Genomic DNA, 23,814 nt, shown 5'->3' on the forward strand with positions numbered 1-23,814 from the left:
TCCCGTTGCTCTTCTGGTTCGCTGGTTCGCTACTTCGCCTCGACGAGCTCGCGGTCCCCCGCCGCGGTCTCCGCGCCGTGCTCGGCCCCGGTGGCGTCCGCCGGGCGGCCCTCGCCCAACGTCGACCGGAAGCCGCGCAGCGTCAAGGAGTTCGACACGACGAACACCGACGAGAAGCCCATCGCGATGCCGGCGAGCCCAGGGTTGAGCAGCCCGAGCGCGGCGACGGGGATCAGCGCGACGTTGTACGCGAACGCCCAGAACAGGTTGCCCTTGATCGTCCGCAGCGTACGGCGCGAGAGACGGATCGCGTCGCCCGCCGAGCGCAGGTCGTTGTTCATCAGCGTGATGTCGGAGGCCTCGATCGCGACGTCGGTGCCTGCGCCCATCGCGAGGCCGAGGTCGGCCTGCGCCAGGGCGGCCGCGTCGTTGACGCCGTCGCCGACCATCGCCACGCGCCTGCCCTCGGCCTGCAGTCGTTCGATGACCGCGACCTTGTCCTCCGGCATGACGTCGGCGATCACGTTGCCCTCGCCGACCCCGACCTCGGCCGCGACAGCGGCGGCGGCCCGGGCGTTGTCCCCCGTGAGCAGGTACGGCGTGAGCCCGAGGTCCGCGAACTGCGCGACCGCCTGCGCCGACGACGCCTTGATCGTGTCGCGCACGACCACCACGCCGGCGGGGACCCGGTCGATGGACACGACGACGGGCGTCGCGCCGCGGCCCTGCGCGTCCTCGAACGCCTGGGACAACTCCGCCGGGAGCTCGCCGTCCGGGCGGCCGACGACGACGGTCCGACCGTCGACGACGGCGCTCACGCCCCGTCCGGCGGAGTTCTCGAAACCGGTGGCCGCGGCGAGCTCGCCGCGCTCGGACGCGGCGGTGACGATCGCCTGGGCGATGGGGTGCTCCGAGCCCGACTCGACCGCGCCCGCGAGCGCGAGCACCGCGTCCTCGTCGCCGCCGGCGGCGGCGTGCACGCCGGTCACCGACATGACGCCCTCGGTGACGGTGCCGGTCTTGTCCATGACGATCGTGTCGACCTGACGCGTGGACTCCAGCACCTCGGGGCCCTTGATGAGCAGGCCCAGCTGGGCGCCGCGCGAGGTACCGACGAGCAGGGCGGTCGGCGTCGCGAGGCCGAGCGCGCACGGGCAGGCGATGATGAGCACCGCGACGGCGGCCGAGAACGCCCAGTTGACGTCGTTGCCGATGAGCAGGTGGACGATCAGCGCGATCACGGCGAGGACGATGACGGTCGGCACGAACACGGCCGAGATCCTGTCGACGAGGCGCTGCACGGGGGCCTTCTTCGACTGCGCCTCGGTGACGAGCTTCGCCATCTGGGACAGGGTCGTGTCGGCGCCGGTGCGGGTCACCTCGACCAGCAGCCGGCCGGAGGTGTTGATCGTGGCGCCGGTGACGAGGCTGCCGGGCGACGCGTCGACGGGGACCGACTCGCCGGTCAGCATCGACTCGTCGATCGCGGAGGTGCCCTCGACGACCCGGCCGTCGGTCGCGATCTTCTCGCCGGGGCGGACGACGAAGACGTCGCCGACCGCGAGCTGTCCGACGGGCACGCGGACCTCGCGTCCGTCGCGAAGAAGCGCCGCGTCCTTCGCCCCCATGTCGAGGAGCGACTTGAGCGCCGCCGAGGAGGCGCCCTTCGCGCGGACCTCGAACCAGCGGCCGAGCAGCAGGAAGGTGACGACGACGGCGACGGTCTCGAGGTAGATGTGGTCCATGCCGTCGGCGCGCGGCAGCAGGCTCATCTCCATCGTCATGCCGGGGTGGCCGGCGGTCCCGAAGAACAGCGCCCACAGCGACCACACGTACGCGGCGGTCGTCCCGAGCGACACGAGGGTGTCCATCGTGGTCGAGCGGTGGCGCAGGTTGAGGAGTGTGGCGCGGTGGAAGGGCATGCCGCCGTACAGGTAGATGAGCGTCGACAGCACGAGGATCGCCCACTGCCAGTTCGGGAACTGCAGCGCCGGGATCATCGAGATCGCCACGACCGGCACGGAGAAGATCGCCGACCAGATCAGGCGATCCTTGAGGTCCTTCTCCTCGGCGAGGCGTGCTTCCTCGTGCCGGTCGACGATCTCGTCCCCACCCGACTCGTCGACGGCCGGCTCCTCCGCCGCCGTCATCGCGAAGGCGTCGTACCCCGCGCCGCGGACGACCTCGATGAGCTCGTCCTCCGTGATCCTGCTCGGGTCGTAGTCGATCGTCGCGGTCTCGGTCGCGTAGTTGACGATCGCGTCCGCGCCGTCGACCTTGTTGATCTTTCGCTCGATCCGGGAGGAGCACGACGTGCACGTCATGCCCGTCACCCCGAGCTCGAGGTGGACGAGGTCCGTCGCGTCGACCGGTGCAGCAGTCTGTGCCATGTGCTCTCCCCTTCCCTAGGAGGTCGCTGGATCGTTCGTTATGCCCGGTATGGGTATCCCACGGGCGGCGGCGCGGGGCGTCGCGAAGGTCAGGCCTTGAGCGAGTAGCCGGCCTCGCTGACAGCTGCGGCGACCTGCTCGTCGGTGAAGTTCTCGCCCGTGACGCTGACCTTGCCGGACTCGTGCGACGCCTCGACCTCGGAAACGCCCGCGATCTCGCCGATCTCCTCCTTGACCGACATCTCGCAGTGCCCGCAGGTCATGCCGTCGACGAGGTACTCCTTGGTGCTGGCAGCCATGACTGTTCCTTTCGTCTCGAACGGCAGCGCTCACTGCCGTTACGACCGAGCATATACCCCCTATAGGTATCAAACAAGGGCAAGGAGCGGCCTGGCACCGGGCGTGCGTCCGAGCATGGGCGAGGGCCCGACGAGCGGAAGCGGCCCGGACAGTCACGTACACGTAGAAGCACCGACGGGTCAGAATGGTTAGCCTCGAGACGAACCACGACGACAGGCCGATTCATCGACACCCGAGCTTTCGGCATGCGATCGGGCCATGGAAGGAGCTGACGACCGATGCCGACCTGGTCGATCGAGTCGTTCCCCTTCGACGAAGGGTCCGTGACCAGCTGGGCCGGCCAGGATCCACGGCATCGCAACTGGCCGGTCGTCTACAGCATCAGCGGCACGGGGTCCGTCTACGTCGGTGAGACCGGTAACGCCGCCGGCCGTATGCGCCAGCATCTGTCGACACGGGACGGGCTCGACACCGCCAACGTCATCGTCGACGACACGTTCAACCGGTCGGCATGCCTCGACCTGGAGTCGACTCTTATCAGGCTCTTCAGCGGCGACGGCCAGTTCGAGGTGCTCAACCGCAACGACGGGATCGTCGACGCCGAGTACTACGACCGCGGCCGGTATCAGCTGCTGTTCGACGAGATCTTCGAGTCACTGCGCGAATCCGGGTACTTCACCCGGTCGATTCCCGAGATCGTCAACAGCGACCTCTTCAAGCTGTCGCCGTTCAAGGCGCTGAGCAACGACCAGGCGATCGTCGTCGAGAGCATTCTCGACGGGCTCTTCGAGGACCTCTCGAACGACGCCGACAGCCGAAGCCTTGTCGAAGGACACCCCGGCACCGGGAAGACGATCGTCGCGATCTTCCTCGTCAAGCTGCTCGTCGACATCGCGCTCTCCGACGACGAGGAGCAGATCTCGTCGGACTCGTTCCTCGCCGAGTACTTCACGCCCGGCCACCGTGAGCTTCTCGCGGACTTCCGAGTCGGACTCGTCGTCCCGCAGCAGTCGCTCCGACACTCGGTGCAGAACGTGTTCAGGCGGACGCCCGGGCTCGAGCCGGGCATGGTGCTCACGCCGTTCGAGGTCGGACGGAGCACCGACACCTTCGAACTCCTGATCGTCGACGAGGCTCACCGACTCACCATCTACTCGGCCCAGGCGATGGGAACGATGACGAAGGCCTACAGAGAGATCAGCCAGGAGCTGTTCGGGGAGGACTGGCAGGCAAAGACGCAGCTCGACTGGATCACCGCGAGGAGCAGGCACCAGATCCTGCTCGTCGACACCGGGCAGAGAGTCCGTCCCGCCGACATTCCCGAACAGACGCTGGCGGCACTGCAGGACGACGCGCACCGTGACGGCCGTCGTTACACCCTCACCTCGCAGATGCGAGTCAGGGCCGACGCCGACTACGTCGGATACATCCGTCGGGTCCTGGCCGGCTCTCAGCCGGGACGACAGGAGTTCGGCGAGTACGAGCTCGAGCTCTTCGACGACTTCGATGCGATGTACGAACGCATTCGCACGCAGAACGAGGAGTACGGGCTGTCGCGCCTCGTCGCCGGCTACGCATGGAGGTGGGTGAGCAGGCGCGACAACGCCGCCCACGACATCGAGCTCGGCAGCCACAAGCTCGCCTGGAACCGCGCAACACGGGACTGGATCAACTCACCAGGCTCGATCGGCGAAGTCGGATCGATCCACACCGTCCAGGGATACGACCTCAACTACGCGGGCGTGATCATCGGGAACGACCTGCGTCTCGACCCGCTCAGCGGACGAGTCGTCGCCGACCGCTCCTCGTACTTCGACGCCAAGGGCAAGGCCAACAACAACCTGCTCGGCATCACCTACTCCGACGACGACATTCTCGGGCTCATCCGAAACATCTACGGCGTGCTCCTGACCCGAGGGATTCGCGGGACCTACGTCTACGTCTGCGACGCACCGCTGCGCGAGTACCTGCGCCGGTTCTTCTGACGCCCCCGCACCTCACACGATCGCGGTCCCGTCCTCCCGCCGGTCCCGCAGGTCCTTCACGGCCACGGCCAGCGCGGCGAGCAGCATTTCGAGCCCCGTGCCATCCATCAGGCGTCGTCGTCGGACTCCTCGCGCTCAAGATGCGTCATGAACCAGGTCAGGCTCTCTGCAATCACGTCGAATGCGGCGGCATCCGCCAGCACCTCGACCGAGAAGCCGGGCCTGGGCCGGTCCAGCAGGTCCACTCCGGGCGCGCCGTTCAGTCGCTCTCTGAGCTCGTCCCGCAACAGCACGTCATCGAACGGCGGTCGACTCTCGAGATATTGGAAGACCACTTCAACCTTTCCGCTGGGGTACAGCGCGAACGGCCAGACCGAACCATCTGCGCCCTGAGCGTTGAAGAACGCCGTGACCTCCGAGGCTCGGCCCCAATCCATCTCGCCACCGATCGTTTCCCAGTGAGCGATCAGCCGGTGGACAGCGTCCACAATATCGGGCCCCTGGTACGAGCTGAGTTGTCTCTCGAACTGTTCAGGTCGCAGTTGGGGCACCGAAAGGCCAGACAGTTCGGCAAGGTCGATCGCCCTCAGGCGATCAGCCTCCAGGGCGCGCCCATCCTGACCGAACAACACCCCTTCAGCCCGCAGCACGTCGTGCGGGTCGTCCGTGCGCTGTGGATCGATCCACCTGAACCCGGACGCGACCCGCCCGTCTGCGGTCAGGACGCGGTGAGCGTTGGCCGTGGGGACGCGAGCGAGCCGCTGACCGACGGGAACAGGGTGCGTACCCGCAACGATGGCGACGTCTCCGTACGAGGTCCATCTACCGGCTGGAATCTCGGCCAGAATCTCGGCGACCGTCAGCCAGAGTTCCTCCGACGATCCGTCATCGACAAGCGCCTCGACCGGTCCCGGCCAGATCTCGATGATCGCATCAGCAATAGCCGACGCCCGCCGCTCGATCTCGTTCGGGCCCCACGTCTCGTGAGCGCCGATCAACTGATTCAGACGCAGCCCGCTGCGCGCGAGCTCGACCCGTTTGCGCGCGAACTCATCGTTGCTGAGTTCGCTGTTGTACCCGGTGAGAGTGAGGTTGCCGATCGCGTGCACCTTCGATTCGTGGAAGGCATGAATCTCCTCGACGCTGAGCCACTGCGACAGGTCTGCACGCCACTCGTCGGACAACGACTGAGGCATGACGTGCTCGATCGAGAGGCGTTTCATGTCGACCGGCTCCTTGGAGCCGAACGACTCCTCCAACCACTCGAGGATGAGTCGCTTGTGCAGCCCACGTCCCTGCCAGTAGTAGGGAACTGCATGCACCGCCTCGCGGACCTCGCGATCCGTCCCGTAGTACTTGCGACCACGTGACAGGAACTCACGAAGCCCGGCAGCGACATCATCTGCGGCGACGACTGCCTGGACGGCCTGGAGGAGAGTCCGGTTCAGACTGGCGGTTGCACGCCCGATGACGATCCGGCGCACGAGGTAGCTCTCGAGGATCCGAAGCGCGTCGGCTACCTCTTCTGCCGTCGACGTCCCGTCGGCGCGGCGAGACAGCAGCTGGAGCATGACGGGGAACGCAGTCTTCGTACCCCAGGTCCACAGCCGTTCGAGCCGCACCCGCACTCGTGGGTCCTTCTCTCGATCAGGCTCGAGAATGAGGACGAGCAGCTCCCCGAGCGCGGCGATGCGTCGCACCTCCAGCTCGATCTGCTCCGTCTCGACCATCACGTCGAGACGCCTCTGCTGCTTGTCGTAGGTCTCCGACTGCTTGACGCGCTCGTCACGCTGGACGGAATCGAGCCAGAACAGCAGCTCGATGTTGTCGGACGACAGCAGTCTCTCGAGCGGGAGCCATACCGACTGGTAAACGGAGTCACCGCTGTCGCCAAGCCGCATGAACAGGTAGTTCTTGAGCAGGTCAGCCTGGGTCAGCTGCAGACCGGTGTTGTTGAGCGACTCGAAGATCCGATGGACGTTGTCACCCTGCTGAGCGGTGACCGAGACAAGTGACAGGCCGGCAAGAACTGCATTCTCGATGCCCTCAACCTGATCGGCAGGAACCGAGCTGAGGACCGATCTGAAGTACCGGTACGCGGCCCCCACATGGTCCGTGCCGCCCGCGCTCGGGGCGGCACGGATGACCGCGAGATAGGCGTCCCTGTCCGCCTGGGTCGGGAGAAACTTCGTCGGTGTGCCCTTGTCCCAGACGTTGACGAGGTACTGCGAGTTGAGTCGGTCGAAATGCTCGCGACCGGTGTGCTCCGACTGATGGTCCCGCAGTGCCGCCAGCAGCAGGGTCAACGTGGTCAGTCGCTGCTGACCGTCGACGACAAGGAACTGCTGCACGCCCACCGGTCCGGCTGCCGGGCTCGTCGCCAGGACGAGCGACCCGATGAAGTGCGTGGCCGCCGGGTCGGTCCGACGAGTCTCCTCGAGCTCGACGATGTCGGACCACAACTTGGTGAGTTGTCTAGGCCCCCATTCGTACCGCCGCTGGAAGAGCGGGACGACGTACTGCTTCTTGCCCTCGAAGATGCTCTGGAGGTTGGCCTCCAATGCCGTAACCACTGATGTGTCCCCCGAACGTGTGAGCGTGTCGTCCACCCTATGCGGACGGGGCCCCACACCTCAGACCATCGCTGTGCCGTCCTCCCGCCGGTCCCGCAGGTCCTTCACGGCCACGGCCAGCGCGGCGAGCAGCACCACGGCGATGACCCCGAACCCGAGCGACGCGGCCGTGGGCCAGTCCGTCGCCTCCAGCGTGCCGAACACGGCCGCGGTGATGACGGCGATGCCGATCGAGGTGCCGATCCGCTGCCCGGTCTGCATGACCGCCCCCGAGCTCCCGGCGTACGCGAGCGGGACCTCGGCGAGCGTGAGGGTCTGGTTGGGGCTGACCACACACCCCTGCGCGGCGCCGATGAAAGAGAGGGACAGCAGGAGCCACCAGACGCTCAGCCCCGCCGACGCGTGCAGCTGGACCACGACGATGCTCAGCACGAGGCCCACCAGCCCCATGAGCAGCCCGCCGATCACCAGCTTGCGGCCGTAGGTGAGCACCCGCTTGCCGGCCCAGTTGGCCCCGAACGCGGACAGCACCGCCGACGGCAGCCCGATGACGCCGGCCTCCATCGCGGAGCGGCCGTCGCCCTGCTGCATGTACAGCGCGACGAGCACCCACACGCTCGTCATCCCGAGGAAGTAGAGCGTGATCATCAGGGACCCGTTGGTGAAGCTGCGGGTGCGGAAGATGGCGAGGTCGACCATCGGGCTCCGCCCGGAGCGCGCGTACCGCTTCTCCCACCACACCCAGGCGACGACGAGCAGGACACCCGCCGGCACCAGCAGCCACAGCGCGGCCGACCCGCGCCCCTCCATGAACGGGAAGAGGATGGCGAGGACCGCGGCGCCGAGCAGCAGCGCGCCGACGGGGTCGAGGGAGCGTTCTGCGCGCGTGGCGGGATCGGCCCGGCGCAGCGACCGGATGAGGGGCCGCGGGAACCACCGCAGCCCGAGGGCGATCGTCACGAGCCCCACCGGCACGTTGACGAGGAAGGTGAGGCGCCAGCCCAGGTCGGTCCCGCCGGCGCTGATGAGGACCCCGCCGAGGACCGGTCCGATCGCGACCGACACCCCGACCGCGGCGCCGAAGTAGCCGAAGGCCCTCGCCCGCTCGGCGCCCCGGAAGTATTGCTGGATCATCCCGACGCCCTGCGGGTTGACGAGCCCGGAGCCGACCCCCTGCGCGAACCGCGAGACGTTGAGCCACTCGGCGTTCGGCGCGAGGCTCGAGGTGATCGAGAAGACGGTGAAGATCGCCATCCCGACGAGGAAGATCCCGCCGCGCCCCATGACGTCGCCGGCCCGGCCGGCCGCCACGAGCACTACGCCAAACGTCAGCGCGTAGCCGGACAGCACCCACTGGAGGTCGGACTGCGAGGCGCCGAGGCCCTCCTGCATCGACGGGAGCGCCACGTTGACGATGCTCACCGAGATGAGGGCCATGAAGATGGCCCCGAGGGTGACCACGAGGATCCGCCAGCGCGCAGGGTCCGGGGTGTCGGGCGACCGGTTCGGATCGTTCTCGGCCTGCACCGACGAGCTCCTCCCTCCGAGGCGTGGGCACCTGCCGCACGCCACTCCCCGACGACGAACACCCCGCGTCGACCCGCCGAGCCTACGTCGGCGCCCGCTCGATCACCCCTCGACGTTCACTTCCGGTCGGCGCCGTCACGCACGAGGTGCGACCGAGCACCGCGCAGGCAGGACAGGGCCTACAGGCAGGACGTGATGGGCGACGGGCCGAGGTGCCGACCGTCGAACCCGGGCGACGCGCGCACTCGCGCGGTCCACCTGGCATTCGCCGCCCGATCACCCGAGATCCATGTCGGCGGTTCAGGCTCGAGGGTATGGACACCTCGGACCGGCAGCAGCTGACGAACTGGATCCGCCGTCACGGGCCCGACTACCTCGCCGACCCGAACATCACCTCGGTCGGTATCGGCTACAAGGAGACCGGCGGGGAGCGCACGGACGAAATCTCGCTCCAGTTCACCGTGACGCGGAAGGTCCCGCTCACCGAGCTCGAGGCGCTCGGTACGCGGGCGATCCCCGAGACGATCGAGGCCGAGCGGATCTCCGTCCCCACCGACGTTCTCCAGCGCGGCTTCCGGCTCTCCTACGAGATCGTGCCCGAGGCATTCGACGACGCGCGCCGGAGGCGCGTCGATCCGCTGGTGCCGGGCGTGAGCGTGTCCCACCCTCGGGTCTCGGCCGGCACCGCGGGGGCGATCGTCCACGACCGGCACACCGGGGAGCCGGTGCTGCTGTCGAACTGGCACGTCCTGCACGGTCCGGACGGCGCGATCGGCGACGCCGCGCTGCAGCCGGGCACCCACGACGACAACCGCGCCACCGACAACCGGTTCGGCCGCCTGCTCCGGTCGCACCTGGGTGCTGCGGGGGACGCGGCGATCGCGACGATCGACAACCGCGGTGCCGACCCGACGATCCTCGAGCTGGACATCGTGCCGGACCAGATCGGCGACCCGGACCTCGGCGACCAGGTGGTCAAGTCCGGACGCACGACGGGCGTCAGCCACGGGCAGGTGTCGCGGATCGAGACCCTGGTGTCGATCGACTACGGCGACGGGACCGGCGAGCAGCAGATCGGCTGCTTCGAGATCGAGCCGGACCCGCGCCGCTCCGGCACCTCCGACCGGCTCAGCGACGGGGGCGACTCCGGCGCCGTCTGGATGCTCAAGGCGGGCAACGGGCACACCTCGACGGTGATGGGCGGGCTCCACTTCGCCGGGTCCGACTCCGCCGAGGGGGAACGCGCCCTGGCCTGCTACGCCTCCTCGGTGCGAGACAAGCTCGAGTTCTCCCTGTCCGCGGAGGTCGCGGACGAGTCCGCCACGGCCGAGGCCACAGGCGGAGGATTCGACGAGGAGTTCCTTTCCCTCCCGGTCGCGGTCCCCGAGCTCGGGAAGGATCTCGCGTCCGACGCCGTCGAGGTCGACGGCTCCCCGGTCGTCCCCTACACCCACTTCAGCCTGACCCAGTCCCGGAGCCGCCGGCTGGCCCGGTGGGTCGCCTGGAACGTCGACGGCACCGGCCTGCGGCGGCTCAGTCGCGACGGGATCGAGTTCCGCTACGACGAGCGGATCGACGAGGAGTTCCAGGCGGGTGACGACCTCTACGGGGCGAACGACCTCGACCGCGGCCACATCGCGCGTCGCTCGGACCTGCTCTGGGGACCGCGCGGCGAGGCGCAGCGCGCCAACGAGGACTCGTTCAGCTTCACCAACATCGCCCCGCAGATGAACACCTTCAACCAGTCCGGCCTCGCGGGCGTCTGGGGCAAGCTCGAGGACGCGCTCTTCGACCGGGTCGAGGTCGAGGACCTGCGGATCGCCGTGGTCGCAGGACCGGTGTTCAAGGAGTCCGACCGCGAGTACCGCGGCTTCCAGGTCCCCCGCGAGTTCTACAAGATCATCTACTACGTGGTCGGCGGCGAGCTGCGGGCACAGTCCTTCCTGCTCTCGCAGGACCTGTCCGACCTCGAGGTGCTCGACCTCTCCGAGTTCGCGACGTACCAGGTGGCGCGCGCCGAGCTCGAGGAGCGGACAGGGCTGACGTTCGCCGCAGCCGCGGCCGGTGACGGTCCCGACGGGTCGGGTCCGGAGGCGGAGCGCAGCCGCGCGCTGGGGTCGGTGGACCAGATCGCCTGGTGAGGGCCTCCCGCACGCGGCGAACGCCCTCGGCGAACCGCACTCTCGATGACAGCGGGCCGAGCTAGCGCGGCGCGACCTCCGCGTGCACGAGGCCCCAGACGAACGAGTCGACGAGCGCCTCCCAGGACGCCTCGACGACGTCGGTCCCGACCCCCACCGTCGACCACGAGCGCACGCCGTCCGAGGACCGCACGAGCACGCGGATCGAGGCGTCGGTTCCCTGCTGGGAGTCGAGGATGCGCACCATGTAGTCGACGAGCGCGAACTCCTCGATCTCCGGGTAGGTGTCCACGAGCGCCTCGCGCAGCGCGTGGTCGAGCGCGTTGACGGGGCCGTTGCCCTCGCCGGTGCGGACGATCCTCCCCTGCCCGGTGCGGAGCTTGACGGTGGCCTCGGCCTCGGTCCGGCCGCGGCCGTCCAGCGAGGTCACCTGCGCACGCCAGGACTCGACGTCGAAGTACGCGCCTGCTCCGCCCTCGCCGAGCTCCTCGCGCAGGAGCAGCTCGAAGGAGGCGTCGGCGGCGTCGTAGGTGTAGCCGCGCGCCTCGGCCGCCTTCACGCGCTCGGTGACGCGGGTGAGCAGCTCGCCCCGGCCCGAGAGGTCGAACCCGAGCTCGCGGCCCTTGAGCTCGATCGAGGCCCGCCCGGCCATGTCGGACACGATCATCCGCATGTCGTTGCCGACGGCCGCCGGGTCGGTGTGCTGGTAGAGGTCCGGGTCCACGCGGATCGCCGAGGCGTGCAGCCCGGCCTTGTGGGCGAACGAGCTGTGGCCCACGTAGGGCTGGCGCGAGAAGGCGGGGATGTTCGTCAGCTCGGCGATCTGGTGGCTGATGCGGGTGGCCTCGCGCAGACGGTCGGGCCCGATCGTCTCAAGCCCGCGCTTGAGCTCGAGGTTGGCGATGACCGCCACGAGGTCGGCGTTGCCGGTGCGCTCGCCGTAGCCGTTGACGCAGCCCTGGACGTGGGTCGCCCCGGCGTCGACCGCCGCGATCGAGGACGCGACGGCGGTGCCGGCGTCGTTGTGCGTGTGGATCCCGATCCGGCCGTCCACGCCCGCGCGGACCTCGGCGACGATCCGCCCGACCTCGTCGGGCAGGGTGCCGCCGTTGGTGTCGCACAGGACGGCGGACGTCGCGCCGGCCGCGAGCGCGGTGGCGGCGACCTCGCGCGCGTACCCCGGGTCGTGCCGGTAGCCGTCGAAGAAGTGCTCGAGGTCCACGTGCACCTCGCGCCCGAGCCCCACGAGATGGGTGACGGTGTCCCGCACCATCCGCAGGTTCTCCTCGGGCGTGGTACGCAGCGCGCGCTCGACGTGCCGCGAGTCCGACTTGGCCACGAGCGTGAGCACGCCGGCGCCGGAGTCGACCAGCGCCTGGACCTGGGCGTCCTCGGCGGCCGGAACGCCGGGTTTCGCCGTCGACCCGAAGGCCGCGAGCCGCGCGCGGGTGAGCGTCAGCTCCTTCTCGGCGAGCTGGAAGAACTCCGTGTCGCGCGGGATGGCGCCGGGCCAGCCGCCCTCGATGTAGTCGACGCCGAGCTCGTCGAGCAGGGCGGCGATCGCCATCTTGTCCGCGACGGTGAGGTTGATGCCCTCCTGCTGGGCGCCGTCGCGCAGGGTGGTGTCGTAGACGTGCAGCTCGCTGGTCATCGTGCCTCCCGCCGGCTCAGACGAGCCGGTACATCCACTCGTGCGCGTCCGCCGCGCGGCCGTACTGGATGTCGGTGAGCTCGGCGTGCAGGGAGCGGGTGACCGGCCCCGGCCGACCGTCGCCGACGGTGACGTCGAAGTCCTCCCCCGCGAGCCGGCCGATCGGGGTGACGACGGCGGCGGTCCCGCAGGCGAACACCTCGGCGACGGCGCCGGAGCGGATGTCCGCGAGCAGGTCGGCGAGCGCGATCGGCTCCTGGCGCACCTCGCGGCCGGACTCGGCCAGCAGGGTGAGCAGCGAGTCCCGGGTGCCGCCCTCGAGGATCGTCCCCGTGAGCCCGGGGGTGCGGACGGTGCCGTCGGAGTCGACGACGACGAGGTTCATCCCGCCGAGCTCGTCCACGTAGGTGTTCGTCGAGGCGTCGAGGAACAGGACCTGCTCGAAGCCCTTCTCGTAGGCCTCGGCCTGCGGGAGCAGGGACGCGGCGTAGTTCCCGCCGGTCTTCGTGTCCCCCATCCCGCCGGCGCCGGCGCGGTGGTAGGTCGAGGAGACCCAGATCCCGACCGGCTCGAAGCCGTTGACGAAGTACGGCCCCACGGGCGAGGCGATGAGCAGGTACTCGACCTGCCGCCCGGCCCGCACGCCGAGGAACGGCTCGGAGGAGAACATGAACGGTCGCAGGTACAGCGAGGCGCCCTCGTCGCCGGGCACCCAGCGCTCGTCGTGCGCGAGCAGCGCGGCGAGGGAGGCGATCATGTCCTCGGCGGGCAGCTCGGGCAGCGCGAGGCGGCGGGCGGAGTGGGCGAGCCGAGCGGCGTTGAAGCCGGGCCGGAACGTGCGCACGGAGCCGTCGGCCCAGCGGTAGGCCTTGAGCCCCTCGAAGACCTCCTGCCCGTAGTGCAGGACGGACGCGGCCGGCGAGAGCTGGAGCGGGCCGTAGGGCTCGAGGCGCAGCGGCCCCCACCCGGAGTCGTGCGTCCAGGTCGCGCGGACCATGTGGTCGGTGAAGGCGGTGCCGAACGCGAGGTTCCCCATGACGTCCGCGTACGCGGCGTCGTCGGCGGGGTGGTCGCTGCGCTCCCCCGTCACGCGAGCGGCGAGCTCACCGGCGGGCGGCAGGGCGGCGGAGTCCAGGCCCGGCATCTCGAGACCGTGGCCCCGGCCGGGCAGGGGAAGGCCACCGGGCGTCGTGGCGTCGCCGGGCTCGCCGGCGGTCACCTGGGCGTCCCCGACCTCCTGGCCGACGGCGATGGGCGTCTCGTCGCTCATCGCTCGGCCCCGGTCGTGGCCGTGGCGTCGGCCGTCAGCGAGACGGCGGCGGCGATCGCGTCGCCGACCTCGCTGGTCGATCGCGGGGCGCTCCCCCGGGCGGCGAGGTCGGCCTCGACAGCGGCATCGATCCGCGCGGCCGCCGCCTCCTCGCCGACGTGGGTGAGCATGAGCGCGGCGGACAGGATCGCGGCCGTCGGGTCGGCCTTCCCGGTCCCGGCGATGTCCGGGGCGGAGCCGTGGACGGGCTCGAACATCGACGCCGACGTGCGGTCGGGGTTGACGTTGCCGGACGCCGCGAGCCCGATCCCGCCGGTGACGGCGGCGACGAGGTCGGTGACGATGTCGCCGAACAGGTTGTCGGTGACGATGACGTCGAACCGCGCCGGGTCGGTGACGAGGTAGATCATCGTGGCGTCGACGTGGGCGTAGTCGACCGTGACCTCGGGGTGCTCGGCCGCGACGGCGTCGACCGTGCGCCGCCACAGGTGGCCGGCGTGGACGAGGACGTTGTGCTTGTGCACGAGCGTGAGCTTCTTGCGCGGGCGGGCCTGGGCACGGGCGAAGGCGTCGCGGACCACGCGCTCGACACCGAAGGCGGTGTTGACGGAGACCTCGGTGGCGAGCTCGTTCGGGGTGCCCACGCGCAGCGCGCCGCCGTTGCCGACGTAGGGGCCCTCGGTGCCCTCGCGGACGACGACGAGGTCGATCGCACCGGGGTCGGCGAGCGGCGTGCCGACGCCGGGCAGGAGCTTGGCGGGGCGCAGGTTGACGTAGTGGTCGAGCTCGAAGCGCAGGCGCAGCAGGAGGCCGCGCTCGAGGACGCCGGAGGGGACGCTCGGGTCGCCGACGGCGCCGAGCAGGATCGCGTCGTGCTCGCGCAGGGCCGCGACCTCGTCGTCGGTGATCGTCTCGCCGGTGCGGTGCCAGCGCTCGGCGCCCAGCTCGTAGGGCGTCTCCCTGAGGGTGACGCCCGTGCCGTCCAGCGCGGCGCGCGCGACCTTGAGGGCCTCGGCCACCACCTCCGGGCCGATCCCGTCGCCACCGATGACGCCCAGGTCGATCTCGCGCTGCTCGCTCACAGTTGTCCTCTCCACATTCGTGCGGGCCTCGCGGCCCCGATGATCATGACGGGCCGCCCCGGCCCGGCCCACCACGCGAGGTGGCGGGCCGGGCCGGGGCGAGCTCCGGCGTCGGGCAGGTCAGCGACCGACCTGGCCCTGCGTGTAGTCCGCGTCCCGGGTCTCGACCCAGGAGAACAGGTTGCGCAGCTCGAGGCCCGTGGCCTCGATCGGGTGCTGCTCGCCCTTCTTGCGCAGCGCGGCGAACTCCGGGCCGCCCTGGTCCTGGTCGGCGATGAAGCGCTCGGCGAAGGCACCCGACTGGATGTCCGCGAGGACCGCCACCATGTTCTCCTTGACCTGCGGCGTGATGACGCGCGGGCCCGAGACGTAGTCGCCGTACTCGGCCGTGTCGGAGACCGACCAGCGCTGCTTGGCGATGCCGCCCTCGTACATGAGGTCGACGATGAGCTTGAGCTCGTGGAGGACTTCGAAGTAGGCGATCTCCGGCTGGTAGCCGGCCTCGGTGAGGACCTCGAAGCCGTACTGCGCGAGCTGGCTGACGCCACCGCAGAGCACGGTCTGCTCGCCGAACAGGTCGGACTCGGTCTCCTCGGTGAACGTGGTCTTGATGCCGCCGGCGCGCAGGCCGCCGATCGCCTTCGCGTAGGAGGCGGCGATGTCCCAGGCCTGGCTCGAGGCGTCCTGCTCGACCGCGAGGAGCACCGGCACGCCGCGCCCGTCCTCGTACTGGCGACGCACCGTGTGGCCCGGGCCCTTCGGCGCGACCATGGCGATGTCGTGGCCCGCGGAGGGCTGGATGAGGTCGTAGCGGATGTTGAAGCCGTGGGCGAAGAAGATCGCGGCGTCGTCCTTGAGGTTCGGCTCGACCTCCTCGGAGAAGATCTTCCGCTGGTGCTGGTCCGGGGCGAGGATCATGACGACGTCGGCGCCGGAGACGGCCTCGCCGACCGTCGCGACCGCGAGGCCCTGCTCCTCGGCCTTGGCGCGCGAGGACGAACCCTCGCGCAGACCGACGACGACCTCGACGCCGGAGTCCCGCAGGTTGAGCGCGTGCGCGTGCCCCTGGCTGCCGTAGCCGATGACGGCCACCTTCTTGGACTGGATGATCGACAGATCGGCGTCGTCGTCGTAGTACAGCTCGGCCACGAGGGCCCTCCTTCGTTGTGTGCTGCTGGGCTTCGTTCGATGGTGCGTTCGTGCGTGCCGCCGGCGCCGGCCGGCGGGGTGCGCGGTGGGCCGGTGGCTCCCGCGCGGGTGAGGTGGCCGCCCGCCGTCAGGCGGAACGGACGCGGTCGAGCGTGCGGTCCGTGAGCGAGCGGGAGCCGCGCGCCAGCGCGACCGACCCCGACTGCACGATCTCACGGATGCCGTACGGCCCCAGCGCGGTGAGCAGGGCCTCGAGCTTGGCGTCGCCGCCCGTGGCCTCGATCGTCACGGCCTCCGGCGCCACGTCCACCACGTGGGCGCGGAAGAGCTCGACCACCTGGAGGACCGCGGTGCGCGACTCGTCGTCGGCCCGGACCTTGACGAGCAGGAGCTCCCGCTCGACCGTGTTGCCCGGGTCCAGCTCGACGATCTTCAGCACGTTGATCAGCTTGTTCAGCTGCTTGGTGACCTGCTCGAGCGGCAGCTCGGCGGCGTCGACCACGACCGTGATGCGGGAGACGTCCTCGCGCTCGGTCGGGCCGACCGCGAGCGAGTGGATGTTGAACGCCCGCCGGGCGAACAGGGCCGTGACCCGCGTGAGGACGCCGGGCTTGTTCTCGACCAGAACGGACAGCGTGTGCCTGGTGCTCATGTCCTTCCCCTCAGTCCTCGTGCTCGAAGTCGGGCGTGAGCCCGCGCGCGTACTGGATCTCGTCGTTGGAGACGCCCGAGGCCACCATCGGCCACACCATGGCGTCCCTGCTGACGACGAAGTCGATGACGACCGGGCGGTCGTTGATCGACATGGCCTTCTCGATCGCGGCGTCGATCTCCTCGACCTTGGTCACGCGGATCGCCACGCAGCCGTAGGCGTCGGCGAGCTTGACGAAGTCCGGGATGTGCACCGTGTCGTGCCCGGTGTGCAGGTCGGTGCTCGAGTACCGGCTCTCGTAGAACAGGGTCTGCCACTGGCGGACCATGCCGAGCGAGGAGTTGTTGATGATCGCGACCTTGATCGGGATCTGGTCGAGCACGCAGGTGGCGAGCTCCTGGTTGGTCATCTGGAAGCAGCCGTCGCCGTCGATCGCCCAGACGGGCGTGTCCGGCAGCGCGGCCTTCGCGCCCATCGCGGCCGGGATCGCGTAGCCCATCGTGCCCAGGCCGCCGGAGTTGAGGAAGGTGCGCGGCTTCTCGTAGCTGATGAACTGCGCCGCCCACATCTGGTGCTGGCCCACGCCCGCCGCGTACACGGCGTCCGGGCCGGCGAGCTCGCCGAGGCGCGAGATGACGTGCTGCGGCGCGAGCTGGCCGTCGTTCGTCGGGGCCCAGCCCAGCGGGTAGCGGCTGCGCAGGTCGCTCAGCTGCGCCCACCACGCGTCGAGCTCGGGCTCGCCGTGCTGGGCCTGCGCGTCTCGCAGCGCCGACGCGAGCGCCGGGATCGTCTCCGACAGGTCGCCGACGATGGGCACGTCCGCGTGACGGTTCTTCGAGATCTCCGCCGGGTCGACGTCCGCATGGATGACCTTGGCGAGCGGCGCGAAGCTGTCGAGCCGGCCGGTCACGCGGTCGTCGAACCGGGCGCCGAGCGCGACGACGAGGTCCGCCTTCTGCAGCGCGGCCACCGCAGCGACGGTCCCGTGCATGCCGGGCATCCCGACGTTGTTCGGGTGCGAGTCCGGAAACGCGCCGCGCGCCATGAGCGTGGTGACGACGGCCGCGTTCGAGACCTCGACGAGCTCGGCGAGCGCGTCGGTGGACTGCGAGCGAATGACGCCGCCGCCCACGTAGAGGACGGGGCGCGACGCCGACGCGATGAGGCGGGCCGCCTCCTTGACCTGACGGCCGTGCGGCTTGACGGTCGGCTTGTAGCCGGGCAGGTCCATCGCCGGCGGCCACACGAAGTCCGACTCCGCCTGCTGGGCGGACTTCGCGACGTCGACGAGCACGGGGCCCGGCCGGCCGGTCGCCGCGAGGTGGAACGCCTCGGCGATGCGCGCGGGGATCTCGTCCGGGTCGGTGACGAGGAAGGAGTGCTTGGTCAGCGGCATGGTGGCGCCGACGATGTCCGCCTCCTGGAAGGCGTCCGTGCCGATCGCCGCCGCGCCCACCTGGCCGGTGATCGCGACGATCGGGACGGAGTCCATGTTCGCGTCGGCGATGGCGGTGATGAGGTTCGTGGCGCCCGGGCCCGACGTCGCGATGCACACGCCGGTCTTGCCGGTGGCGGCCGCGTAGCCGACGGCCGCGTGGCCGGCGCCCTGCTCGTGGCGGACGAGGATGTGGCGGACCTTGTCCGACTGGAACAGCGGGTCGTAGGTCGGCAGGATCGCGCCGCCCGGGATCCCGAAGATCGTGTCGACGCCGAGCTCCTCGAGCGCACGGACGATGTTGCGGGCACCCGTGGACGGCTCGACGATCTGGGCCTCCTCCGCGACGGCCTCGATGCGACCGCCCCGCAGGACGACTCCCGTGCCGCCCGTCCCGCCGTGCGCGAGCGTGCGCTCCGCGACGGCGGCCGTGGCGAGGATGTCGGCCTCGACCGGGTCGATGCCGGGCGTGGGGCCGCGGCGGGCCGGGGCTGCGCCGTTGGAACCGGAGTCGCCCGCGAGTACGGCGTCGTCGGTCCCGGTCCTGGCAGCGTCGACGACGGGGCGTGCGGCCTCGTCGTCGGGCGCGGTACGGCCCGGCGCGCTGTGCGACGTGCTCGTCATGGTCCCTCCTTCGCCTGTCCGGCCCGCGGGGCCGGTTCGTCCGCGACCCGGGTCCGGGTCATCGGGGTGGTGCTGGACATGCAAAAGCCCCTCGACCCGATGGGTGTCGAGGGGCGCGGCCGGACCAGCTCTCAACGAGGGTCGGCCGCGCGGCCGACTACGAGAATGCTGATCCGAGGCATGCATGCACTGTACGCCCGCGCGCGAAGGGGAAGCCACCCGTCTCGCATCGTGGTTCACGTTCCCACTCTGCGAGACAATTCATTCGCCGAGATTGCGGTTCGTCGTCGTCGAGATTGCGGTTGGGAGCGCCCGTCACCCCTTGACTCCCTCACGTCCACCCCCAACACTTAGGTATATGCCGAAGTATCTGGCGGAGCTCGACGCGGTGATCCGGCTCTTCCGGATTGAGGGTGTAGACGGCCTGGCGCGGTGGTGAGCGAGGTGCCGGCGTGTCAGCGTCCAGATAGGGGTCGAGGTCTTCCGATGATGGGGGTTCTCACGCCACCCACCGGGAAGACCTCGACGTGCCTGACGCTACCTTCGCCCGCCCTGATCTGACCACGTTCGCTCGTCTGGACGAGCTCGGCTTGGAGGTCGTCGGCCAGCGCATCGAGCCTGGTCGGGCGGTCCTGGCCTGCAGGGTCGTCGAACCGGACAGCTGGTGCCGGCGGTGCGGGTGCGAGGGCGTCGCGCGGGACACCGTCACGCGCGAGCTCGCTCACGAGCCTTTGGGGTGGCGTCCCACGACGCTGGAGGTGAGGGTGCGTCGGTACCGGTGCACGGGCTGCGGGCACGTGTGGCGTCAGGACACGACCGCCGCGGCCGAGCCGCGCGCTCGGCTCTCCCGCCGCGGGTTGCGGTGGGCGCTGGAAGGGATCGTGTGCCAGCACTTGAGTGTCGCTCGTGTCGCCGAGGGGCTGGGGGTCTCGTGGAACACCGCCAACGCCGCGGTCCTGACCGAAGGACGCCGCGTCCTCATCGATGATCCGACCCGGTTCGACGGCGTCAGCGCCATCGGTGTCGACGAGCATGTCTGGCGCCACACCCGCCGCGGCGACAGGTTCGTGACCGTGATCATCGACCTCACCGCTGTTCGCGAGGGGACCGGCCCGTCCCGGCTGCTGGACATGGTCGAGGGCCGCTCGAAACACGCCTTCAAGCAGTGGCTCGCGGGCCGGCCGCAGGACTGGCGCGACGGGGTCGAGATCGTCGCGATGGACGGCTTCACCGGGTTCAAGACCGCCGCCGCCGAAGAGCTGCCCGACGCGGTCGCCATCATGGATCCTTTTCACGTGGTCCGCCTCGCTGGCGACGCGCTCGATGACTGCCGGCGCCGTGTCCAGCAGGACACCTGCGGGCACCGGGGCCGCAAGGGCGATCCGCTCTACGCCGCCCGCCGGACCCTGCACACCGGCGCCGACCTGCTCACCGAGAAGCAGTCCCAGCGCCTGGAGGGCCTGTTCGACGGCGACACCCACGTAGCGGTCGAGGCCGCCTGGGCCGTCTACCAGCGCATGATCGCCGCCTACCGCGTCCCCGACCGCGCACATGGTCGCCAGCTCATGGCCCAGCTCATCGCCTCCGTCAGCTCCACCGTGCCAGCCGCCCTGACCGAGCTGCGCAAGCTGGGCAGGACCCTGAAGCGCCGCGCCGCCGACGTGCTCGCCTACTTCGACCGGCCCGGCACGTCCAACGGCCCCACCGAGGCCATGAACGGCAGGCTCGAGCACCTGCGCGGCTCGGCCCTCGGCTTCCGCAACCTGACCAATTACATCGCCCGATCACTACTCGAGACGGGCGGATTCCGACCCCAACTACACCCTCGAATGTGAAGAGCCGGTGATCCGCGCGCTCGCCGACCCGACCAGACGCGCCGTCGTCGAGCGCCTTGCGAGCTCGCCCGCCGTCGTGTCCGAGCTCGCCGCCCCCTTCGACATGTCGCTGCCCTCGTTCATGCAGCACCTCGGCATCCTCGAGAGCGCGGGCGTCGTCGCCACGGAGAAGCAGGGCCGCGTCCGCACGGTCAGCCTCCGCCCCGGCGGGCTCGACGTCCTCCACCTCTGGCTCGGCGAGCAGCGCACACCCGCCGAGCACCGGGCCGACCGGCTCGGCATCCACCTCGTGCGCACCCACCAGGACAGGAGCACGCCATGACTCGCGTCCGAGTCGACCTCAACATCTCCCTCGACGGATTCGCCACCACCACCGACCAGACGCCGGAGAAGCCGTTCGGCGAGGACTGGGAGCGACTGACCGCCGCCTACGTCGCCACCCGGACGATGCGCCGGAAGGTCCTCGGGATCACCGATGGCTCCGGCACCACGGGCGTGGACGAGGACTTCGCCGCCCGCTACTTCGAGGGGATCGGCGCCGAGATCATGGGCGCCGGCATGTTCGGGCTGCACGCCCACCCCGACGACCCCGACTGGACGGGCTGGTGGGGCGACACTCCCCCGTTCGGCTGCCCGGTCCATGTCCTCACGCACACCCCACGTGCCCCGATCGAGATGAACGGCGGGACCACGTTCCACTTCCTCGACGCCTCGCCGCAGGAGGCGCTCGAGGTCGCGGCCGCCGACGCCCGCGGCAAGGACGTGCGGGTCGGCGGCGGCGCACGCACCGTCCACGACTTCCTCACCGCGGGCCTCGTCGACGACCTGCACCTCGCCGTCGTGCCGATCGTCCTCGGCCGCGGGTTCCGGATCTGGGACGACCTGCGCGGCCTGGAGAACGACCACCGGGTCGCCTCGGTCGCCGCGCCCAGCGGCACCACCCACCTCACCTTCACGCGATAAGGAGCACCACCATGTCGACGACGACAGGCCGCACGATCGCCCACGCCGGCTTCACCCTCGTGCGGGACTACCCGGTCCCGGTCGAGAGCACGTGGGCCGCGTTCGCGGACGGCGAGCAGAAGAGGCAGTGGTTCGGCGACAGCGACGACTGGAGCACCGGCGAGTGGCGCCACGACTTCCGGGTCGGCGGCCGGGACGTCGCGGAGGGGACCTTCCACGACGGCCCGCACTCGAGGTACGAGGCCGAGTACACGAGCATCGTCGAGCACGTCCGCATCGTCACCACCTACAACATGTGGATCGACGGACGGCACATCTCCACCTCGGTGGCGACCATCGAGCTGGAGCCGACCGCGAACGGGACCCGCCTCACGCACACCGAGCACGGCGCCCACCTCGACGGGTTCGACACCGGCGCGCAGCGCGAGACCGGGACCGACGAGCTGCTCGACCGCCTCGCCGCGTTCCTCGCCCCGGGTCAGGACACCTCGGTGAGCGTCCCGTCCTCGACCGAGTAGACGAAGCCGCGCACGCTGTTGACGTGCACGTCGCCCCCTCACTCGCTAGGCAGACATCCACACGCCCCAGGCGGAACCGCGCTCACCCCCCAGATCGGGTTCCGCTCACTCCCCGCGGCCGAGGGCGCGGGCGACCGCGCGGCGCGCGTCGGAGGCGGCCGGCACGAACCGCGCCCCCTCGACCACGTCGAGGGCGGCCGTGGTGGCGACGCCGGTGACCACGAGCGCGCCGACGATCTCGGCCGCGGGGACCCCGGCGGCGAACGCCGCGGTGGCGACGGCGGCGAGCCCGAAGCCGACCACCACGATCCCCACCCCGCGCAGCGTCCCGAGCGCGTCGGCCGAGGCGGACTCGGAGGCACCGACCGCGTCGAGCGCGGCGCGGACGTCGGCCGGAAGTGCGTCGCGGTCCGGCTCGGCGGCACCGGACCCGGCACCAGCGCCGGACCCGCGGACCGCCCGGGGACGGGCCGCCTGCAGCGCCTCGTCGTCGACGGGGTCGAGGGTGTCCGCGACGGCGTCCTCCCCCGGCTCCGGCTCGTGGTCGCGTCCCTCGTGCACGACGTGCGCGTCGACGCGCATCACCTCGTCGTCCACGGCCGGCGGCGCGAGCGCCTCGGCGAGCGAGGTCGTCAGCTCGTGCCGCGCCCGACGCTCCTCACGGACGGCGCGCGAGGCCGGGACCGCGGTGGCGGCAGCGGCCGCGCCGAGCATGATGAGCGGGGCCGCGGCCACGAGGGCGAGGCTGCGGTGGACGAGCGTCAGCGCCACCGCGGCTCCGGCGAGCAGGACGACGAGCGGGACGAGCCGCGCGTGCAGGTGCGCGTTGGCGTCGCGGACCGCGCGCACGGAGTGGGCGCCGAGGCGCGAGACCGCGGCCGGGTGCTCCGCGTGGTTCTCGACGACCCCGGTGAGGAGCTGGTTCGCGTACCGGCGGGCGACCCGGTCGGACAGCGTGTGGTCGAGCCAGCGCGCCACGCCGATGAGCGCGATCGCGCCGAGCCCGACGAGGACGGTGCCCGCGAACGCCCGCGTCGAACCGGCGTCGGCCAGGTCGGTCACGACGGGGGCGACGAGGACGAGCGCGCCCGCCGAGAGGAGGCCCGCGGCGAGAAGCCCGAGCAGGTGGAGCATCCGGGACCCGGCGAACACGCCCGGCAGCGACGCCTTCGACCGTGCGTCACGCACGCCGTCCGACGCCTGCGACCGGTCGGTCCGCACGACCTCCGCCCGCGCATCCGGGCGCGTGACGGCGCGATCGCGGAACGGCACGAGGTCGGCCCGCTCGTCGTCGTGCCCGTGGTTCTCGTGCCCGTGGTCCTCGTCCTCGACGGGAGCGGCAGGCGTGGCAGCCACCGGGTCGGCGGTCGCCGAGGTGGCGCCCACGGGGCGCGCCGCCACCGGGATGGGGGCGGTCGCGGGCTCCTCCTCGACGGTGCGCAGGGGTCGCGTACCGGCGTCCGACGGCGCATACCGGGCAGCGATGCGGGCGGCCGCGGAACGGGTCGGGCGTGCGGGGGAATCGGTCATGGCTCTGCGTCCTCACGGCTGCCGGGCATCTCCCGGCTCTGGCTCGAGGTTAGGCACCCGGCCGGACCGCGAGGGTGAGTCCGCGGTGACAGCGTTCTCACGAGAGTCCCCGACGACGACGCCGCACCGTCCAGCGGGGACCGCCCGGCGGGACCGACCGCTGCCCGGGCCACCCGAACCTGCACCGCC

17 protein-coding genes are annotated in these 23,814 nt (G+C 70.7%); 6 read left to right on the plus strand and 11 right to left on the minus strand.

What is annotated here, in order from left to right:
• Nucleotides 1-29 precede the first annotated feature (29 nt).
• The gene (locus AC24FB_RS03265; protein WP_425715823.1) at nt 30-2,390 is read right to left on the minus strand and encodes a heavy metal translocating P-type ATPase; all 2,361 of its coding nucleotides are present in this window, start codon (nt 2,388-2,390) and stop codon (nt 30-32) included.
• An 89-nt stretch (nt 2,391-2,479) separates the two neighbouring features.
• A complete protein-coding gene (locus AC24FB_RS03270; RefSeq protein WP_425715822.1) occupies nt 2,480-2,689 on the minus strand; it encodes a heavy-metal-associated domain-containing protein in 210 nt (69 codons plus the stop codon).
• Between the two features lie 279 nt (nt 2,690-2,968).
• Between AC24FB_RS03270 and AC24FB_RS03275 the strand changes: the two genes are divergently transcribed.
• The gene (locus AC24FB_RS03275) at nt 2,969-4,675 is read left to right on the plus strand and encodes a DNA/RNA helicase domain-containing protein (RefSeq protein ID WP_425715821.1); all 1,707 of its coding nucleotides are present in this window, start codon (nt 2,969-2,971) and stop codon (nt 4,673-4,675) included.
• A gap of 107 nt (nt 4,676-4,782) precedes the next feature.
• On the opposite strand, the gene AC24FB_RS03280 is transcribed toward AC24FB_RS03275, so the two are convergent.
• Nucleotides 4,783-7,236, minus strand: coding sequence for a GmrSD restriction endonuclease domain-containing protein (locus AC24FB_RS03280; RefSeq protein ID WP_425715820.1), 2,454 nt, complete (start codon nt 7,234-7,236; stop codon nt 4,783-4,785).
• A 72-nt stretch (nt 7,237-7,308) separates the two neighbouring features.
• Entirely contained in the window at nt 7,309-8,685 is a 1,377-nt protein-coding gene (locus AC24FB_RS03285) for an MFS transporter (RefSeq protein WP_463654035.1), read from the minus strand.
• Between the two features lie 404 nt (nt 8,686-9,089).
• Between AC24FB_RS03285 and AC24FB_RS03290 the strand changes: the two genes are divergently transcribed.
• Complete coding sequence (locus AC24FB_RS03290) at nt 9,090-10,916, plus strand: DNA/RNA non-specific endonuclease (protein WP_425715818.1); 1,827 nt, start codon at nt 9,090-9,092, stop codon at nt 10,914-10,916.
• Between the two features lie 61 nt (nt 10,917-10,977).
• On the opposite strand, the gene cimA is transcribed toward AC24FB_RS03290, so the two are convergent.
• From cimA to AC24FB_RS03320, 6 genes are all read right to left on the minus strand, one after another.
• Entirely contained in the window at nt 10,978-12,567 is a 1,590-nt protein-coding gene (gene cimA, locus AC24FB_RS03295; protein WP_425715817.1) for a citramalate synthase, read from the minus strand.
• 16 nt (nt 12,568-12,583) lie between these two features.
• A complete protein-coding gene (locus tag AC24FB_RS03300) occupies nt 12,584-13,711 on the minus strand; it encodes a branched-chain amino acid aminotransferase (RefSeq protein ID WP_425715844.1) in 1,128 nt (375 codons plus the stop codon).
• Between the two features lie 122 nt (nt 13,712-13,833).
• Nucleotides 13,834-14,919 (minus strand): 3-isopropylmalate dehydrogenase, encoded by a 1,086-nt coding sequence (locus tag AC24FB_RS03305; protein WP_425715816.1) that lies wholly within the window; start codon nt 14,917-14,919, stop codon nt 13,834-13,836.
• 120 nt (nt 14,920-15,039) lie between these two features.
• Nucleotides 15,040-16,068: a ketol-acid reductoisomerase gene (gene ilvC, locus AC24FB_RS03310; protein WP_425715815.1), complete on the minus strand. Its 1,029-nt coding sequence runs from the start codon at nt 16,066-16,068 to the stop codon at nt 15,040-15,042.
• A gap of 127 nt (nt 16,069-16,195) precedes the next feature.
• Nucleotides 16,196-16,720, minus strand: coding sequence for an acetolactate synthase small subunit (gene ilvN / locus AC24FB_RS03315; RefSeq protein ID WP_425715814.1), 525 nt, complete (start codon nt 16,718-16,720; stop codon nt 16,196-16,198).
• Between the two features lie 10 nt (nt 16,721-16,730).
• Nucleotides 16,731-18,779 carry an acetolactate synthase large subunit gene (locus AC24FB_RS03320; RefSeq protein WP_425715813.1) on the minus strand — a complete coding sequence of 683 codons (2,049 nt, stop codon included), beginning with the start codon at nt 18,777-18,779 and terminating at the stop codon, nt 16,731-16,733.
• A 527-nt stretch (nt 18,780-19,306) separates the two neighbouring features.
• Between AC24FB_RS03320 and AC24FB_RS03325 the strand changes: the two genes are divergently transcribed.
• The 4 genes from AC24FB_RS03325 to AC24FB_RS03340 are packed head-to-tail and all read left to right on the plus strand — an operon-like array spanning nt 19,307 to nt 22,095.
• Nucleotides 19,307-20,614, plus strand: coding sequence for an ISL3 family transposase (locus AC24FB_RS03325; RefSeq protein WP_425713489.1), 1,308 nt, complete (start codon nt 19,307-19,309; stop codon nt 20,612-20,614).
• A 7-nt stretch (nt 20,615-20,621) separates the two neighbouring features.
• Complete coding sequence (locus AC24FB_RS03330; protein ID WP_425715924.1) at nt 20,622-20,936, plus strand: ArsR/SmtB family transcription factor; 315 nt, start codon at nt 20,622-20,624, stop codon at nt 20,934-20,936.
• Complete coding sequence (locus tag AC24FB_RS03335; protein WP_425715925.1) at nt 20,933-21,577, plus strand: dihydrofolate reductase family protein; 645 nt, start codon at nt 20,933-20,935, stop codon at nt 21,575-21,577. Before AC24FB_RS03330 ends, AC24FB_RS03335 begins: the two co-directional genes overlap by 4 nt.
• A gap of 11 nt (nt 21,578-21,588) precedes the next feature.
• Entirely contained in the window at nt 21,589-22,095 is a 507-nt protein-coding gene (locus tag AC24FB_RS03340; protein WP_425715926.1) for an SRPBCC domain-containing protein, read from the plus strand.
• 105 nt (nt 22,096-22,200) lie between these two features.
• Here the strand turns inward: AC24FB_RS03340 and AC24FB_RS03345 are convergent, their stop codons facing one another.
• Complete coding sequence (locus tag AC24FB_RS03345; protein ID WP_425715927.1) at nt 22,201-23,625, minus strand: hypothetical protein; 1,425 nt, start codon at nt 23,623-23,625, stop codon at nt 22,201-22,203.
• Nucleotides 23,626-23,814: the final 189 nt, after the last annotated feature.

This window comes from Georgenia sp. Z1344 (genome assembly GCF_057652375.1).